16 protein-coding genes are annotated in these 17,386 nt (G+C 40.0%); 7 read left to right on the forward strand and 9 right to left on the reverse strand.

The genetic code is table 11. The features are described 5' to 3' along the window. The first annotated feature begins 251 nt into the window (after nucleotides 1-251). From MHO82_RS01575 to MHO82_RS01585, 3 genes are all read left to right on the forward strand, one after another. Nucleotides 252-1,028, forward strand: a complete 777-nt coding sequence (locus tag MHO82_RS01575) for a helix-turn-helix transcriptional regulator (protein WP_239182094.1) — start codon at nucleotides 252-254, stop codon at nucleotides 1,026-1,028. 259 nt (nucleotides 1,029-1,287) lie between these two features. Next, nucleotides 1,288-1,584, forward strand: coding sequence for a YkgJ family cysteine cluster protein (locus MHO82_RS01580; RefSeq protein ID WP_239182274.1), 297 nt, complete (start codon nucleotides 1,288-1,290; stop codon nucleotides 1,582-1,584). A 382-nt stretch (nucleotides 1,585-1,966) separates the two neighbouring features. Beyond that, complete coding sequence (locus tag MHO82_RS01585) at nucleotides 1,967-2,335, forward strand: NADH:ubiquinone oxidoreductase (protein ID WP_239182095.1); 369 nt, start codon at nucleotides 1,967-1,969, stop codon at nucleotides 2,333-2,335. Nucleotides 2,336-2,377: 42 nt separating this feature from the next. On the opposite strand, the gene MHO82_RS01590 is transcribed toward MHO82_RS01585, so the two are convergent. Further along, nucleotides 2,378-2,728, reverse strand: a complete 351-nt coding sequence (locus MHO82_RS01590) for a HopJ type III effector protein (protein WP_239182096.1) — start codon at nucleotides 2,726-2,728, stop codon at nucleotides 2,378-2,380. Nucleotides 2,729-2,840: 112 nt separating this feature from the next. Further along, a complete protein-coding gene (locus MHO82_RS01595; protein WP_239182097.1) occupies nucleotides 2,841-4,478 on the reverse strand; it encodes a DUF2813 domain-containing protein in 1,638 nt (545 codons plus the stop codon). Nucleotides 4,479-4,716: 238 nt separating this feature from the next. Here MHO82_RS01595 and MHO82_RS01600 point away from each other — a divergent pair, with 238 nt between their 5' ends. Beyond that, nucleotides 4,717-6,471 carry a bifunctional UDP-sugar hydrolase/5'-nucleotidase gene (locus MHO82_RS01600; RefSeq protein WP_239182098.1) on the forward strand — a complete coding sequence of 585 codons (1,755 nt, stop codon included), beginning with the start codon at nucleotides 4,717-4,719 and terminating at the stop codon, nucleotides 6,469-6,471. A 149-nt stretch (nucleotides 6,472-6,620) separates the two neighbouring features. Beyond that, nucleotides 6,621-7,286 carry a 6-phosphogluconate phosphatase gene (gene yieH / locus MHO82_RS01605; protein ID WP_239182099.1) on the forward strand — a complete coding sequence of 222 codons (666 nt, stop codon included), beginning with the start codon at nucleotides 6,621-6,623 and terminating at the stop codon, nucleotides 7,284-7,286. On the opposite strand, the gene MHO82_RS01610 is transcribed toward yieH, so the two are convergent. Then, entirely contained in the window at nucleotides 7,283-7,465 is a 183-nt protein-coding gene (locus MHO82_RS01610) for a hypothetical protein (protein WP_239182100.1), read from the reverse strand. The genes yieH and MHO82_RS01610 overlap by 4 nt on opposite strands. A 309-nt stretch (nucleotides 7,466-7,774) precedes the next feature. Here MHO82_RS01610 and MHO82_RS01615 point away from each other — a divergent pair, with 309 nt between their 5' ends. Both MHO82_RS01615 and MHO82_RS01620 read left to right on the forward strand, forming a co-directional pair. Further along, entirely contained in the window at nucleotides 7,775-8,872 is a 1,098-nt protein-coding gene (locus MHO82_RS01615; protein ID WP_239182101.1) for an efflux RND transporter periplasmic adaptor subunit, read from the forward strand. Between the two features lie 9 nt (nucleotides 8,873-8,881). After that, the gene (locus tag MHO82_RS01620; RefSeq protein ID WP_239182102.1) at nucleotides 8,882-11,953 is read left to right on the forward strand and encodes an efflux RND transporter permease subunit; all 3,072 of its coding nucleotides are present in this window, start codon (nucleotides 8,882-8,884) and stop codon (nucleotides 11,951-11,953) included. Between the two features lie 86 nt (nucleotides 11,954-12,039). Here the strand turns inward: MHO82_RS01620 and ltaE are convergent, their stop codons facing one another. The 6 genes from ltaE to MHO82_RS01650 form a co-directional block, all read right to left on the reverse strand. After that, complete coding sequence (ltaE, locus tag MHO82_RS01625; RefSeq protein ID WP_239182275.1) at nucleotides 12,040-13,044, reverse strand: low-specificity L-threonine aldolase; 1,005 nt, start codon at nucleotides 13,042-13,044, stop codon at nucleotides 12,040-12,042. 111 nt (nucleotides 13,045-13,155) lie between these two features. After that, nucleotides 13,156-13,638 (reverse strand): DUF4442 domain-containing protein, encoded by a 483-nt coding sequence (locus MHO82_RS01630; protein WP_239182103.1) that lies wholly within the window; start codon nucleotides 13,636-13,638, stop codon nucleotides 13,156-13,158. 49 nt (nucleotides 13,639-13,687) lie between these two features. Further along, nucleotides 13,688-14,737, reverse strand: coding sequence for a GGDEF domain-containing protein (locus MHO82_RS01635; RefSeq protein WP_239182104.1), 1,050 nt, complete (start codon nucleotides 14,735-14,737; stop codon nucleotides 13,688-13,690). 20 nt (nucleotides 14,738-14,757) lie between these two features. Beyond that, nucleotides 14,758-15,276: an NUDIX hydrolase gene (locus MHO82_RS01640; protein ID WP_239182105.1), complete on the reverse strand. Its 519-nt coding sequence runs from the start codon at nucleotides 15,274-15,276 to the stop codon at nucleotides 14,758-14,760. A gap of 133 nt (nucleotides 15,277-15,409) precedes the next feature. Beyond that, complete coding sequence (locus MHO82_RS01645; RefSeq protein WP_239182106.1) at nucleotides 15,410-16,672, reverse strand: histidine kinase dimerization/phospho-acceptor domain-containing protein; 1,263 nt, start codon at nucleotides 16,670-16,672, stop codon at nucleotides 15,410-15,412. A 1-nt stretch (nucleotide 16,673) separates the two neighbouring features. Then, on the reverse strand, nucleotides 16,674-17,345 hold the full coding sequence (locus MHO82_RS01650) for a response regulator transcription factor (RefSeq protein ID WP_239182107.1): 672 nt from the start codon (nucleotides 17,343-17,345) through the stop codon (nucleotides 16,674-16,676). Nucleotides 17,346-17,386: the final 41 nt, after the last annotated feature.

Raw genomic sequence — 17,386 nt, forward strand, 5'->3', positions numbered from 1 at the left:
AAAATCAAACAGGACGATGTAACCTGTTTTATTGACGATTAACAAAGTTGTAACGTGAAGCTAATATGTCAATCAATAGGTTTTTTAATTAAGGTGATGCTGAACCTATTAACTGAAACTTTGCGGTTCATTTTGTGAAACCGTTGTAATTTGTGATGTATTTGTTATAAATTAATACCGAACTATTGAACAGCTCCGATCTGTAACAAAGAATAAATATAATTATAAATGAAGACTTAAGGACGATGACTATGAGCTTATGTGCAAGCCTATTATTAAATGCATTACGAGTTAAATTAAAGGAAAACGATCTAACTTATAACGAACTATCGAATAAAGTGAACGTGCCTGTTTCAACATTAAAACGACATTTCCACAGTCATTCTATTGGTATTGATAAATTATTAGAGTATGCCTCAGTTCTGAATACTAATTTAGAAGAACTATCTCAACTAGCACGTGAAATTCACAATAAAGAAGAAGGTTTAGATGGGGCAACAAACGATTATATTTTCTATGAGCATCCATATCTATATGATTTCTTCTATGAAATACGCGTTATGGAAAGGCCAATACCAGACGTGGCAAAAGAGTATGATTTAACAGAGCAAAGTGTCTATGTTTATTTGCGAGCCCTTGAAATGATGGGGATTTTAGCAATGAAGCCAGATGGCAAAGTGAATTTCCTCACTCCACCATATTACTCATTTCATGAAGGCTCTTCTTTGGATGAGCTATTTACGCAAAAACTAAAAGAAGAAGTTTTTCGATATGATAAAAGGCCAGAGATTGGTATGTCTCGTGTTTGTTTAACGAATGAGCAGATAGAGCAAATATCAGAAAGTGTGTATGAAAAAGTACAACAATTTCATTTTCAAAATAAAGACAGTAAGAATGATAAAGAAATGCGAAAAAATGTATTACTAAATGTAACTGATGGTCATTATTTGAAATTATCTGATGGTATAAAAAATATAGAACCATCTATTTTGAAAGGTATGTTTGCTACAGTTAGTAGTGAATGCTGACACCGAAGTTTATATAATTATTTAAGTTGAGATTGATTTTTATTAACAAAATAAATTAATTTTTGAATAAGGTTTTAGTTGGGTATTCTTCCTCTAAAACCTTATACTTTCAGAGCCAGTATTTTATATTAAAAAATAAATTAGCAAACGTTTTCTTTTCTTGGTTAAGTGCTTATTACAATAAAATATAGAAATGGATCGCATAGTAAGGCGTTAATACGGTATGCTGGAAGCCAAATTATACAACTATAACTGCTTTATGAAATTTGATGTGCATTCTATTCCTATTATTGAGCCACAAGTTACTTGTTCTAACTGTCAAGCTTGCTGTTGTCGATTAGAAGTTATGCTGATAACAGAGACGGGGGTGCCAGAACAGTTTATCGATGCCGATGATTGGGGTGGGGAAGTAATGGCTCGTTTAGATGATGGTTGGTGTGCCGCTCTAGACCGAGACACTCTTATGTGTACGATTTACGAAGTCCGCCCCCTTATCTGCCGTGAATTTGAAATGGCCTCACCTGAATGTATTGATGAGCGCCTTGCTAATATGTAGCTCTGTATTCTGATAGGATTCTTTCACCGATATTACTTTCTTGTCTTCTGCTTTTCTTAAGTGCTTAAAAGAAAAAATGATTAAATACAATTTATCGGCTGGCTCACATTCATCAAAAAAAGATAAAGAATGCCCCAAACTTCTACAGAAACATCCTAGAAACCATAATTTATCATGCCATTAACATTAACGCCTGCGTAGTGGGATCTGTATTTGATCTTTTTCTTGATTGGTCAAACTTGTAACATTTTTAAACAATTAAAGCGCGCTGTTTGTTTTTTGAACGACTTGTAATTTTTTGTTAATCGTGGAAAATGACCCGGAAACTTAGATTTCATAAGTGAAAGGATGCTTTCTTAATTTTCTTGTATGAGGTTCTTCCATGAAATTACTTTTGATTATGTTAGTGTCAATGGCTGGTGGTATGGCATCTGGTGAGCACTATCACTCTTTTTTCCTTGGGTTGAGTATTGCTTCTTTAGCAGTAGGTAGCTGCTATTGGTTTGCCTTTCGTTCAACCCGATACCCACAGCTGGCATTGTTTTTATTAATATGTGGGATGATTTCTAAGCTTGTGATTACAGTGGCGGGTATTGCGATGAGCTACCAGGCTGAACTTATCACTTCCCCACTCACGTTTGCGTTCTCCTATTTATTCTTTACTGGGGTGGTTACATATGGCTATTTCAAGTTTAAAGATCTTAAGCAGAACCGCTTAATGGTTGAGAAAGGTTTATTGAAAGCGTCTTAAGTGATATTAATTTGTTGTGAAAAGGGGCTGAGTGCCCCTTTATTATTTTTTAACTAAAGCATTGTTATCAAATGAAATCCCAGACCAGCCGTATCGCATGAAGTTACGAATATTTCCATGGTCATCACCGTCAGGGTTTTGTAAAACATCTTCTCTGTAGTACTTTCCAAAACAAGACAGTGTCTGTTCTTCCGTTAAATTGTTTAGCCTCGCAAATGAAAAAATACGAAGGGAGCCTTCATTGCTGCCTTTTTCATTAATGACGATATTTTGACCTATTCCGTTGGTGAATCGAGTTGGTGTAAATTCGTAATTTTCATTGATGTGCTCGATGACTTGCTCAAATGTCACTAATTGCGGAGAAGCTTTAATGGTAGAAAGTATACTGTCCATAGTCGGTCCTTGATCATGATAAAAGAAGCATCGAGCCTACTGAATCAGCGATAAGTGGTCAATATATATGTTAATAATCCAAATATTATGTTTATTCACGGATGAGGTGTGATCAGGTATTGCCTTTTGCCATGCTTACAACGCGCTTTAAAGTCCAGCGAATCAGTAGTGGAATGCTTTCAACGCCATTTTGTTCACTGTATTCCACGATACTGAGAGCAACGTCAGGCTTTGCGTGTTTTTTGAGTGCTTTAGTAATGACCTTCTTGGCAGGAATGGTATGGTCTGGGGAGATATTAGCCAGCTTTCTGAACAAAGACTCAAATCCATTTTTGTAAAGAAAGTGCTCAATGTCTTTTTCTGGGAGTTGAGTAAGACGATGTCTTTCTTGCTCTGTGCCCAATAAGCTTCTGGCGGTGTGGGAGTACTTTTTTCCGGCAGCATCGCCATCGCTAACAACATGCCAGTCTATATGCAGTGCTTTGGCTATTTTTATTAATGAACGTAGACCTGATTGGGCAAACTCGATTATTTGGACTCCTTCAGCCGCAAAGTTATAGCCACAAATCCGGCCTAATTCGTTAAACAGCCATACTTCTGTTTCCCCTTCAACTAGCAGCCAACATCGAGCAAACAAAGCTCCTGGGCGGTGAAAGCGAACATGGAAGGTAATTCTGCGAAGTTCATCGTTGGATAGAACTTTGTTATTGATTGAAAGGGCGATGGTTCTGTCTGACTGACGTATCAAGCGTCGTAGAGAAGATAGCGGCACGGTTGTTAACAGATCGCTACTGTTGGTGGTCAATATTTTTTGCATCGGAATTTGTAACAATAAAGACCAAGCTTGGCTGAGCATTGTTGGGTGTAACCGACCTTCAGGATCCTCTATTAATAAGATCGGCCTTGCTGAACGCCGTAGAACAGTTGGGCCTTTGGCGCGCAAGTAGGCGTTTAATAATCCTAGCAGTAATAGCTTAATCTGTTTGTCTTGTCCTTTCGTTACTATATGGCGTAGCTGGCTGGTTTCCGTCATTCGACCAAAATACAGTCCATCGTGAATTTGTTTTGAACGTTGTCGATTGTGGGGCTTAAAAGCAAAGTAATGATCAATTAGGCTTTCCATTGCATTCATTGAGCTTCTTATTTCACCATCATTGACATGACCCGGTGTTGATATCAGCCTTCGGCATGTATTGTTTATTCTTCGCTCCATACGGCTATTGGGCAGTTGGTCTGGGCTATGGTGGTCTTGTAGTCGTCTTGAATCTCGTAGTCGAATAACAGGGTGGAGGCCAACAAGCTCTTTCACAAGTACGTCAGTATTTGATGTTGGAAGCACCTCTCCATTGTGATCCAAAAAAACATAATGAGTCTCTACTTTATTATCAGAGAGAGTGGCACTAAGGCGATAGTGCAATGACTTTTTTTTATTGGCTTTAGTCGCGGTAGACCACAAGGGATGAAGTTTTCTGTATCGCCCAGCTTTGTGCTCTTCAGGGTAACTTTCTATCCATCGAGTCACAATCTGTAAGTGGCTAGACATAGGGTGGGAGGTGGCATGATCAAGATGAAAATCATGTTTAGTGAACATGTAAGGCTGATTGTCCGGTGGAAAGGCAACACTAAGGGCGTCTAGTAGTGATGATTTGCCCCAAGCATTTTCACCGATAAGGGTACTTAAATCGTCAAAGGCAAGGGATAGACGTTTTATTCCTCTAAATCCTGTAATTTCAATTCGGTCTAATTTCATAATTCACCTCTAATGTAAGCATATATCAGAGTGTTATTATTAGAGGCAATACACTTCACAGTTTCAGGTAATCAAAGAGTTAGTGAAGGTATTCAATGGATCGTTGTTTTTTTGTGCTTATTCTTTCTTCAATATGCTTGAAATAAATATATTCATGAAAAGATCATATGCACGTCTGTGAGCTGAGTCGCGAAGCTGCTAACATGAGAAGTGAGTATTTAAGATAAAAGATATTGCAATGACGAAAAAGACCACAAAATTAACAATTGCCCATATTAACGACACCCATTCCTATTTTGACCCTAGCTCTGTTTACCTCCAGTTGTCGATTGAACATAAAGATCCTGTACATGCTTATGTTAGCTGTGGCGGGTTCTCTCGAATCGCCTCTCGTGTAAAACAGTTGAAAGCGGAATCTGTTCGCAATGGTTCTGAGTTTTTATTCTTGCATGCTGGAGATTGTTTTCAAGGCACATTGTATTACTCATTGTATAAAGGGTTAGCTAATGCTGATTTATTAAATGAAATTGGTATTGATGCGATGGCATTAGGTAACCATGAGCTAGATATGGGGAATGAGCCTGTTGCGGATTTTATTCAGCATATTAATTTCCCTTTGCTCGCTGGGAACTGGGATTTGTCTAATGAAAGCAAAGAAAAAGAGAAAAGGCTATCAGACGCATCTAACTTACTTTCTTACAGTCCAAAATCAAAAACAGCGAATTACCTGACTAAATGGGTAAATGGGGAGCGAGTTGCGATCTTTGGCTTGTCTATCGATATGATGGCTGATATCGCGAACCCTGATTTTGATACGCCTTTTGTGAATGCATTAAAAACCGCCAGAAATACGGTGGCAATGCTCCATAATGAAGGGATCAATAATATTATTTTACTTAGTCACCTAGGCTATGAAGGCGATTTAGAGTTAGCACGGCAAACAGACGGTATAGGTCTGATTATTGGTGGGCACAGCCATGTACTGCAAGGGGATTTCTCGAACTTAGGTTTTTCCCAGCAAGATAACTATGGCGTAGAAATAAATGGTACCCGAGTTGTTCAAGCAGGATGTCATGCTCTAGCAATGGGCCATATGGAAATTGAATTTGATACTGACGGTAATGTAGTGAGCTTTGAAGGGGCCAATGAATTATTGTTTGGTCAACGTTTATGTTTGGATGCGATAAGAACGACAGAGTTAGAAGAAGACTTATACCAGCAAGCCCGAGAGTATTTAATGGCTCAGCCAAATGTTTATTTTTGTAAGAAAGATGAGCAAGTTGAAAAGTTAATGAATGAACGTTATCGCCCGGAAGTGGAAGCTTTGCAAAACACTGAGATTGGAGTTGTTCAATCCAGCTTACGTCATGTGCGTATTCCTGATGAAAAAGGGGGGAGTGAAGTTGCCCCTTTAGTGACTCTCTCATTTTTGTGGAAAGCAAATCAAGAAGGCTTTGAAGCTGATTTTGCTTTACATAATGCGGGTGGAGTCAGAGCGTCAATTCCTGAAGGTTCCGTAAGTAGTGCTGATATTGCAGGTAAAGTTTTACCATTTGCTGTTCCTGTATCTGTGTATGAGATTAAAGGAAAGTACTTAGCTCTTGCTATTGAAAGTGCCATTGATAACGCAACAAATAATGGTGTTGTAGGCACTGGTAGTGGCAGCTTTCCTTATTCTGCTGGGCTACGTTACGAATATGACGCGAATCAGCCTTCAGGAAGCCGATTAACTTACATTCAAATTCAAACAGGAGCTGGGGAGTGGTTGGATTTGCAACCGGATCGTGTTTACAGAGGGGTATCTTCTGCGTATACCATTAAAGGGAAAGAAGGCTATTCGGCACTTTTAAATGTGGAGTCAGAGCCAGTTATTACCCCATTCTCAATGGCTGATTGTTTTAATGATTACATTGTTGATCAAAAAGGTCTGAGTAAGCTTGAAGTTAGTGTGAACCGATATATTGCTGGAGCTGCGGAAGCATCAGTTGCGTGAGTGCTTCAGGTTGGTGTTGCGGTATAAATGCGACATCAGCCATATATTGTTGATTTAACTGCTACGCAGATAACAAATTTTGTTTGTGTTTCTTTTGTGTCCATAAAGTCTGAACCATGCTAAATCTGGGCTTTGGTTAGGAATATGTCATGACAAAAAGCATGAATAATAAGGTATCGTGTGTCATTTTTGATTGCGATGGAACGCTGGTGGATAGTGAGACTTTGTGCTGTCAAGCTTTAGTGAATATCTTCACCAACTATGGGGCGAACATAACCCTTGATGAGTGCTTAGCGCGTTTTCAAGGTGGGAAGTTAGCAGATATATTAATGGCAACACGTCAGTTAACTGGGGTTAGTGTCTCTTTAGATATATTAGAGCCGTTATACCGCAAAGAAGTATCAGAGCTATTTGAACAATATTTGCAACCCATTAATGGGGCAGTAGAGCTAATTGAGTCTCTTCAAAATAAAAAGATAGAGATGTGTGTCGCCTCTAATGCCCCTGTTAGTAAGCTAGAACATTCTTTAGGGTTAACTGGCCTATTAGCTCAATTCCACGGTCGACTGTTTAGTGCATTTGATACCAACACATGGAAGCCCGAACCGGATCTACTGTACTACGCAGCAATGAATATGGGGGTGAAAACGAATGAGTGCTTGTTTGTTGATGATACTCCAAATGGGGTTCAGGCTGGCATCAACGCGGGAATGAAAACCATCTATTTTCAGTCGAACAAGGATGCCGTTGATATTGAGCACCCTTTAGTTACGAGGATTTATGAGTTAAAAGATATCGAAAGGTTTATTTCTTAATGGAGTCGCTCACCTTCATTGATTGCATCATTTTGTAGTGATGGGGCTGGTAGATTAGTTGATTTCCATGTTCCAAAATGGGTTTTAATAAGTCCGCAGTCAGCGCAAATAAAAATCTGATTATCATCAGAAATAAGAAATTCATCGCAGTGGCAAGATGGGCAAGTAGTTTCTGTCATTACATGCTCCTACTGTTTTTATTATGTTAATAGCTTATAAAATATAGGTGTTTTAGAATAAAGAAAACGACCACCTGATATTTTGTTCTGATTTTGCCTTTCAACTCTCATAAATATGCAAATAAAATCTTAATTATTTTACAGTGTCTCATTTTATGGGTTCTAGTCCTACCTTTTTGTAGGCTTTTTTGTTTGTGTCTCTTGCATTTCCAATTGTTCTAATTGCTCCCAAAATATCGTTTTCTACTTTTATTTTACGTTACCGAATAATATACTTGAATGGTGTACGTTAAATGAGTTGTCAACAAAATGAAATATTTTTTTATCATTTCTTTCTGCTTCTATCTCTTGGGCTGTAAAGCCGATCAAAAAGCACAAGAAGACATTGTCGATGTCATTCGTAGCGTAAAAACCATTAACACGCAGTTTGTTTCTCATACCACACAGCGTGAGTTAGCGGGCGTCATTAAAAGCACACAAACATCGCCACTTAGTTTCAAAGTAAGTGGGACCGCCAATAAAATTTTAGTGACTAAAGGCACCTTGGTTACTCAAGGGCAGGTTTTAGCTCGGCTAGGGCAAGAAGAGTTCACCCTTGCTTACAATAAAGCACAAGCGTCACTAGGGGCAGCGAAAGCGGCATTAATTCAAGCAGAGGATAAATACGTACGATCGGAAAAATTGAATCAGAAGGGGTTTGTCAGTGATTCAGAGTTAACGGGATTTAAAGCCGACTTTAATGCGAAAGAGCAGCAAGTAAAGTTATCTGAAACCGATGTACGTAATGCGAAGCTAAATCTTGAGCGTACGCTGCTGATTGCACCGTTTGACGGTTTGATTAGCGAAGTGCTGATTGATGATTACACAAAGGTATCCTCTGGCCAAAAAGTCATTGAGCTGGTTAATGCGAATTCTTTAGATGTTGATGTATTGGTGCCAGAGAGTTTGATTAAGTATTTATCTTTTGAGCAGAAAGTGGATATAGAGATCCCAGCTCTGCAATATAAAGTGGTTCAGGGGGAAATTGCAGAAATTGGTGCTGTTGTGCAAAAAGGCAATGCTTATGCGGTAACTGTGAGTATTTTAAACCCAGACACCACCATTCGTAATGGCATGTCGGCCAATATTATTGTTAACTTTGGCGGTACGGATTCAAAAGCCATTATTTTACCGTTATCGGCCGTTAATTTCGATGACACTAGTGCAGCGAAAGAGCGTCGCCATGCTTCTATTTATGTGGTTAATGAAACAACCATGCAATTGGAAAAGCGCTATGTTTCAACAGAACGTACTCTTGATAACGAATTTCGTGTGTTTGAAGGTTTAGCTCAAGGAGAAAAAGTGGTTGTGGCGGGTGTTCCTTTCTTATACCCAGGCCAAAAAGTAAAAATTTGGCAGAGCAAGTAAGGGGCCGTCATGAATCATATTACGCGTTTTGCTTTTTCTAACCCGCGGTTTACGCAAGTATTCTTGCTGTTGCTTTTTATTATTGGGGTGCCCACTTTTTTAAAAGCACCCAGCAAAGAAGACCCTGAAATTCTGATCCGTAACGCAGTGGTTGTGGCTCAGTTTCCCGGTATGTCTCCGGATCGCATTGAACAGCTAATTACCAAGCCATTAGAGCGGGAAATTAAACAAATTCCAGAGGTTACGGAAATTAAATCGTGGGCGCGAACAGGCGTTACACAGATCAGTGTTGCCGTTCATGATAAGTATTTTGACTTACAGCCTATCTGGGACACATTACGTAATCGAATGGAAGAAGTGAAAACGGACCTTCCAGAAGGCACTTATGGCCCATACGTGAATGATGACTTTGGACGAGTGTATTCAGCAACAATTGCCTTAACTGGTGATGCTTTCACACCAAGAGAGCTGCGTAAAACCGCTGAGTCTTTACAAGATAAGCTAAGTAGTTATGCAACGATTTCTCAGGTAGCTTTATATGGGGTTCAAGAAGAACGTATTTGGTTGGAGCCAAATGAAGGGGGCATTTCAGAAAATAAGTTTTCAGCCAAACAGATAAGCAGTGGCTTACAGAATCGAAATGTAGTGTTACCCGGTGGTGGCATCGATGCCGGTACACTAGAGGTTACCATTGAACCTACGGGTAACTTTGATTCGGTTGAAGAAATTAAAGACATGGTGTTACTTGAACGTGACAGTGGTAACAGTGTTTACCTTCGCGATCTGGTTACAGTGATTCGTGGTTATGAAGACTCATTTAAAACTCCGGTGTTTTTTAATGGGGAAAGAGCTATTATTTTAGCTGCCTCCATGAACGATGGTGTGACCAGCGATGTTTTTGGTTCAGACATCAAAGCTTTTATTAAAGAGCAACAATCGCAATTACCACTGGGGATGACGTTAGATATTGCCACCTTCCAGCCAGAGAAAGTACAGGCATCGGTCTCTTCAGCGACATCTAACTTACTGCAAACCGTAATCGTAGTGCTAGCTGTTGTGATGTTGTTTCTTGGTATCAGAATGGGGTTAATTGTTGGTAGTATCGTACCATTGACCATTTTAATGACCGTTATCGGCATGACTCTTTGGGGCGTTGAACTGCAACGGATGTCCATTGCTGCCATTATTATTGCGCTTGGCCTGCTGGTGGATAATGGCATCGTGATGGCTGAGTTCATTAAGAGTAAAGTCTCTGAAGGCATGGTAAAAGTGGATGCTGCATTACTGGCATCAAAAACCATGGCGGTACCGCTATTAACATCATCCCTCACCAGTATTCTTGCTTTTATGCCACTGCTGCTGGCCGAAGACGTATCTGGCGAGTACTTACGTTCTTTGTCTCAGGTGATTACATTGGCGCTTTTGGCATCGTGGTTTTTGTGTTTGTTTGCAACGCCAGTCATGTGTGTATGGTTCATGAAAGCTGAACCTCAAAGCCAGCAACACTGTAAAGATCAAAAACTGAGCGTATTTCAACACGGTTATAAAGCGGCGATACAATTAGCCCTTCGGTTTAGAGTTATTTTTGTCTCTTTGGTGTTGGTTTTGTTCTTCTGTGCTATCTATGGCTTTAAATTTGTGACGGTGCAATTTATGCCTGGCTCTGAACGCAATCAATATCTTGTATTTTTAAATTTGCCAGCAGGAACGACGGTGGGAGAAACCACAACAGTGACTGAGCGATTAAATACTTGGTTGCTGGATGAAAAATCAAACCCAGATGTGACCAGTACAATTGCTTATGTCGGAGATGGTGGTCCACGATTTTTCTTAGCGTTATCCCCGGTAGACAGAGCCACTAACCGTGCCTTTTTAGTGGTCAATACCACAGACATTGATGCCACACTCGCCATGATTGAGAAAACTAATCAGTTTATTCAAGAGGAATTACCAGAAGCAAGTGGCCAAGCCAAACGCATGTGGCTTGGTGGCACAGAGCTTGGCTTAGTGGAATATAAAGTAGTGGGTGAAGACGAGCTGATATTACGTTCTATCGCTAAGCAAATTCAAACCTCTTTGCATGAAATCCCGGGCACACTTGGTATTGAAAATAATTGGGAAAACAGCGTTCCGAAAATCATTATCGATATTGATCAAAACCGCGCGCAACGTGCAGGGGTATCGAGTCGAGACATTGCCATCAGTTTAAATAGCTACCTAGAAGGACATGAAGTCACCAGTTACCGAAAAGGTGATGATGTCATTCCTGTTGTGATCCGAGGTCAGAATGATCGTAATGAAATTGGTAAATTATTCAGCATGAAGATTGTTGCTGGAACAGGGAGTGAGGCATTACCTTTGCTTCAATTTGCTGATTTTGAAACTGTGCGTGAGCCTGCCGTCATTCGTCGAGAAAATTTGCAGCGCACCATGACGGTGAGTGCAAAACATGCATATTTACAGGCCAGTGAGCTTCATAAAAAAGTAGAATTGGTGCTGGCAGAGCTGGATTTGCCTAACGGATATTCTATTGTGTTAGGTGGTGAACTAAAGGGAGCCAGTAAGGCCAATGGTGCGTTATTTGGGTATTTACCTCACTGTTTTGCCGTGATGATCTTATTGCTACTGCTGCAATTTAATTCAGTTCGAAAGCCAACTATTATCCTGCTGACGATTCCACTGTCGTTAATTGGCGCGGTGACTGGGTTGCTCGTTATGGACGCGTATTTTACCTTCCCAGCCATGCTCGGTATCTTTAGTTTGGCTGGTATTATTATTAATAATGGTATTGTGTTGATTGATTGTATTGAGTCTAACCGAGAAGATGGAAGTGATTTGAGAACCGCGATTGTTGAAGCGTGTATGACTCGTTTACGTCCAATTATGATGACGACTCTAACAACAATCTTAGGTTTAGTGCCATTAGCCATTTCAGGTGGTGAGTTTTGGTATTCCATGTCAATTGTGATGATTTTTGGTATGGCAGTGGGCACGTTCTTAACACTGGGTGTGGTGCCAGTACTGTACAGCTTGTTTTTTAGAGATAAAAAGTGGAATGTTGCGGTAATGAAAGCGGCGTAACTTTCAGTGAATTACATCGTGTGAATAAATAAAATTGGCCAGAAGGTATGTGACTTTCTGGCCGTTTTTATTTCTATAAAGGCAGGCTATAGCAAAGCAGATAGTTTCGTTAAGAAGTGTTCAATATCGCTTTGAGCTACGTCTTTATGAGTCACAAATCGGATAGGGTTACCCGGAGAAATGATGATGTCATCTTGTTTTAATTGTTCGGCGATATTTTGTATATCGATGCTGCTATCCAACTTGGCAAATACAATATTGGTTTGAACTAAATCGCTGTTAACCTGAAAACCATCAAGTTGACTTAAGCCTTGAGCGAGTAATTTTGCGTTCGCGTGATCGGTGGCTAATTGTGGTACTTGTTCTGTCAATGCTAGCTTGCCTGCTGCGGCTAAAATACCCGCTTGTCTCATACCGCCCCCAAGCATTTTTCGGATACGACGCGCTTTGTAAATGAACTCTTTACTTCCTAAAAGTAATGAACCGATAGGTGCACAAAGGGCTTTAGACAAACAAATCGTCATAGAATCGAAGTATTGGGCTATTTCTTTAATATCAACGTCAAGAGCTGTCGCTGCGTTATAGACACGGGCCCCATCTAGGTGCAGTTGTAAATTATTTTTATCAACAAACTGACGTGCTTCAGCTAAATAGCTAAGTGGTAGTACCTTTCCATTGATGGTATTTTCGAGGCTCAGTAGTTTGGTACGTGCAAAGTGAAAATCATCAGGCTTGATGGCGGCCTGAAGCTTATCAAAACTTAAGGTCCCGTCTTTTTCATTATCAATCGGTTGTGGTTGGATTGAGCCTAAAATAGCCGCACCGCCAGCTTCATAACAATAGTTGTGTGCTTGCTGGCCGCATAAATACTCATCACCACGCTCACAATGCGCCATGAGAGCCAGAAGGTTTGCTTGCGTACCAGAGGTGGTAAAAAGTGCAGCTTCAAAACCGTGCCTTTGTGCTGCCCAGGTTTCTAATTCATTAACGGTAGGATCATCGCCATATACATCATCACCAACGGCAGCTGTTGCCATTGCTTCGCGCATTGCAGGTGTTGGTTTTGTTACTGTATCTGAACGAAAATCAATCATTGAACTTCCTTAGAGAGTGTTAATGGGTTATTTACTGCATTGAGAATAACGCCATTAACACTTGATATTCAATGTTTAGTTTCACTTCTAAGACATGAGAGAGTAAATCTAAGAGGTCGGTATTTTCTTTAATGACAAGGTGAGGGTGAAGGTTGCCATTGGTTCGTCACCGTGTAGGCTAGGGCAGGTCGCGATAATAGTAACAGGTTGATTGATGCGCTCACCAGTACGAAATGTTTCGGCAAGCATTTCATCAATTTTTCCGCCATCACTGCACGTAAAGACCACGTCGGCTTCAGGCCGTTTTAAAAACTTGGCGTCAAAGTCTTTAAAGGCCAGCGATACCTTTTTACCAGCAGATTCCGATTTACTCATGGCCAAGAAACCACCAGCAACATCGGCACCCACTGCCAAAACACCAAAGTACATACTGTTTAGGTGATTTTTGGTTCGTCGTTTTAAAGGAATTTTGATTGAAATTGAATTGTCATCAATATGCAAAATTTTGGGGCGGCACCACCAAATTAATGGCACCTTGGTCATCCCAAAGAGTTTTAACATACTGTTTGCGTAGAAGAGCGTTTGTTTCATGAGCCATCTCCTTGGCTTTTGTTATTGTTTTATGGGTTTATTTTTATGATTAGTAGCATACCTTATTGCGTCCGCTTTCTTTTGCTTGATACAAAAGGTTATCGCACGCGTTATAAGATTCAGAAAAATTATTCGGTACAAACAAAGACACACCGATGCTTATTGTCATTGAGGTGATGTCGTTGTCCAGGCATAGGGAAGTCTGCTCTACATCTTCACGAATACGTTCAGAAAGAATTACGGCTTGCTCTAGCGTTAATTGTGGCGCTAATAAGCAAAACTCTTCTCCCCCTAAACGAGTAATGATATTTGGGCTCTCAGTGTGTTTTTTTAGAATAGTCGAAATATGGACCAATACTTTATCGCCCATTTCGTGCCCATAACGATCATTCACTTGCTTAAAATGGTCGATATCGATCAGTAAAATGGCACCAATACGGCTGTTGGTAGAGGCTTGGCTTGAGTATTGTTGAAAGTATCGCAGTAAGCCACGTCGATTCGCCATATTGGTGAGAAAATCCGTTTCCAGTAAATGATAAACTTGCTTCTTTGCCGCTTTTTGATTTTCTGTATAGGCCTGTGAAATGGCTAAAATCACAACAAATAAGAATAAGTTATTAATATAACCAGCAAGATCTAGTATTCCAATCTGAAAAGAGTAAGTATCAGTCAGAATTAACAGAGCCCCCATGATTAAAGAGATGGTTTGGGCGTGCTTTTGTTTTAGCAAGTAATAAGAAAGCAGTGGGATCAAACAAAACCATATTGACGTTAAACCGAAGTTTTGGGCCGTGGGAATAAAGGCAACAAATGGAATGGTATTGGCTAATACAAACCACTTTGCAATGGAACGGTAAGGAAACTTTTTTACTGCCCAACAAAAAAATAAACAGGTAGCCAAAGCAGGGAAAGAGATAAATAGGCGATAGGTTTGGTTGTAATCAAATTCAGGGCTGTATGAGATAGTAATATTAAGGAGATAGAATACCGCCATGATCAAAGCAATGATTTGAAGAAGACGTTTTTTGCCTTGCTCATTACTTAGATCTGGTTCAGGTAGATTTGTTTTAATTTCGTTGATGTTAATTGGTGGTGCCATAAAAAACCTATTGCTGCGACTTAAATTAATCCAAGTAGCTTGGCTTTACTGATACAAGCTATGGTCTTTGCATCGGTAATATCATTACTAATAATTTTCTGTTCGATATCTGAAAGTGATAATGTGATCACTGATATCAGTTCATCTTCATCAAGATCGGTTTCTGAAGGCTCAGATAAGTTCTTGGCAAGAAACAGGTGTTGTATTTCATCACAGAAGCCAGCAAGTGGAGTAATTTGGCCTAGATTTTGCCAATCTGTTGCCTCATAACCTGTTTCTTCTTTTAATTCTCGTTGCGCGCACAATAGGGGATTTTCGCCACTTTCCATGGTCCCCGCTGGAATTTCTAATAACCATTTATTTAAAGATGGACGATATTGATTAACGAGCACAATATGACCATTGTTGAGAATAGGAATAATAACCGCGGCCCCAGGGTGTTCAATACTGGTATGAGTGATCGCTTTTCCTGTGGGTAATTGATGGTCTTCAACGGTAAGTTGAATGTTTTTCCAGCTGTGTATGATTTTTTTTGTCATGAATGTTCGTTTTATAATTTTTATATTTTAGAGGCTTACTATAACGTGAAAACGCAAAAAATACTGCATTACTCTTATTTACGAGAAATCCATCACAGAACAAATGATCCTCTGTAATGGGTTTTTGTAACGGTTATTTGGCAATCACGGAAGCAATACAGCCATTTTCTTTCTCTGATGCTTTATTTTCTAAGGTGAACTCATAATGATAACGCTGACATATGTCGCGAACGATAAGTAGCCCAAGACCATAACCTTCAACACCGCGGGGTTTGCTGCCTAAGCCAACGCCTGTATCTGAAATAATAAATTTATTTTGTGTTATCGAAACAATAATCTCCCCTTGCTCTGTGCAGGCAAAGGCATTTTTGATGAGATTGCCAAGTAAGATTTTAAGCACTTGTATAGGAAGCTGGGTTGTTGTTTCTGGCTCTAACTCTAAACACCAAGTAATGGGTTTATTACGGATTAGATGCTCATGGGATTGTGCGATGTCTGTGAGCTCTTTTTCAGTTAAAGGGCGTTCTGCTAATGGAGTATTATCCATCTCACTAGTCAGTGATAATAGTGTTTCAATGAAATCCGACATTTCATCGGTAGCATGGCTTAATCGGTTTTTCTGGCGCTCAATAAATTCCGGTTTGTTTGATTGGCCTAAGAGTGAGGTCGCCCCTTTCATGACCATCAGTGGTGTTCTTAACTCGTGGCTAGCGTAACGAGTAAAAGCTTGCTCTCGCTCTATAAGCTGAGAAATGCGTTGGTAATGGTTGTTTAGGGTGTCAATTAACATGTCCATTTCTTTGGTGTTGCTGTTAATTGAGTCATTTATAGGGGATAAATCATGGGCTGTGCGTTTATCGAGTTCTTGGGAAAGCTTTGCCAGTGGGTCGGTTAATAGGCTTGAAACTTTCAAGATTGCAAACAAACTGATGAGCATAAGCAGGAGGGTGGAACTGATGGTTCTGGACTGTGCAAAGAAGGTATTTCTTTCATTGTCATTAAAAGGATCGTCCCTGAATACGAGGTAAACACTTCGTCCTTTGGAGTCGAGTGTACGTTGAATAAAAGCTTCAGATTCAACGTAGGAGCCTTCTTGTAATACTTCAATGGTGGTATCTAAAGGGAGTGAGGCTGGATCATCTAACGGCAACTTCATGTCATCGGCGTTGTAATAAGCGTAAACGTCATCTTTGAGTTTCAGCTCTTTAATGTTGCTTCGTTCTAGTACCGAGACTGCAAACTCTTTAATATCGACAATTCTGTTCTCGGCGACCAAGTTTTCCACGCCATCGATGGTAGCATCGACGACAATGGCATTAACTAAAATAATGGCAAACGAGATGATAGAAAAGTAAATAAAGGTTAATTGTTTGGCACTGCGTTTACGCATATTCATATTATTCGCTCACCAATTGATAGCCTACTTTCGGCACTGTTTTAATATAAGCGTGTTTAAATGGCTTATCGATGAGGTTACGTAGCTGGTACATATGGCTTCTTAGTACGTCTTTTTCTGGTTCATCGTCTCCCCATAAGGCTTGAATAATCGCTTCTTTTTGCACGATTTTTGGTGCATTAAGCATAAGCTGCTTCATGATGGTAAATTGAGTCGGGTTTAGAGAAAACTCTAAGCCTTGTCGAACTAAGGTGTGGCTTGTAATGTCTAACTCCAGTTGCTCGAACTTCAGCTTAGAAGTGGCCTGCATGCCGCTTTTACGGCGTAGTAAGGCTTTTATGCGTGCTTCAAGAATCTCTAAGTCGAATGGTTTGACTAAATAGTCATCGGCTCCTTGATCAAACCCTTCTAGCGTGTCTTCACGGGTATCGCGAGCAGTTAACATAAGAATAGGCGTATCAATGCCTTCTTCACGAAGGGATTTACAGACGGTAAAACCATCCATTCTTGGTAGCATTACATCCAAGATGATCAGATCGTAATATTCATTTTTTGCAAGTTCATAGCCTTGTTTCCCGTCGCTGGTGTAATCGAGCGTATAGCCTTTTATTTCGAAAAAATCGAAAATAACCCCCGCAATATCTTGATGATCTTCAACAAGTAATAACTTCATGAACCCTCTTATTTTCTTTATGCCGCATTGCATTCTTGAAC

The organism is Vibrio sp. Of7-15, from assembly GCF_022347565.1.
Taxonomy (GTDB): Bacteria; Pseudomonadota; Gammaproteobacteria; order Enterobacterales; family Vibrionaceae; genus NORP241.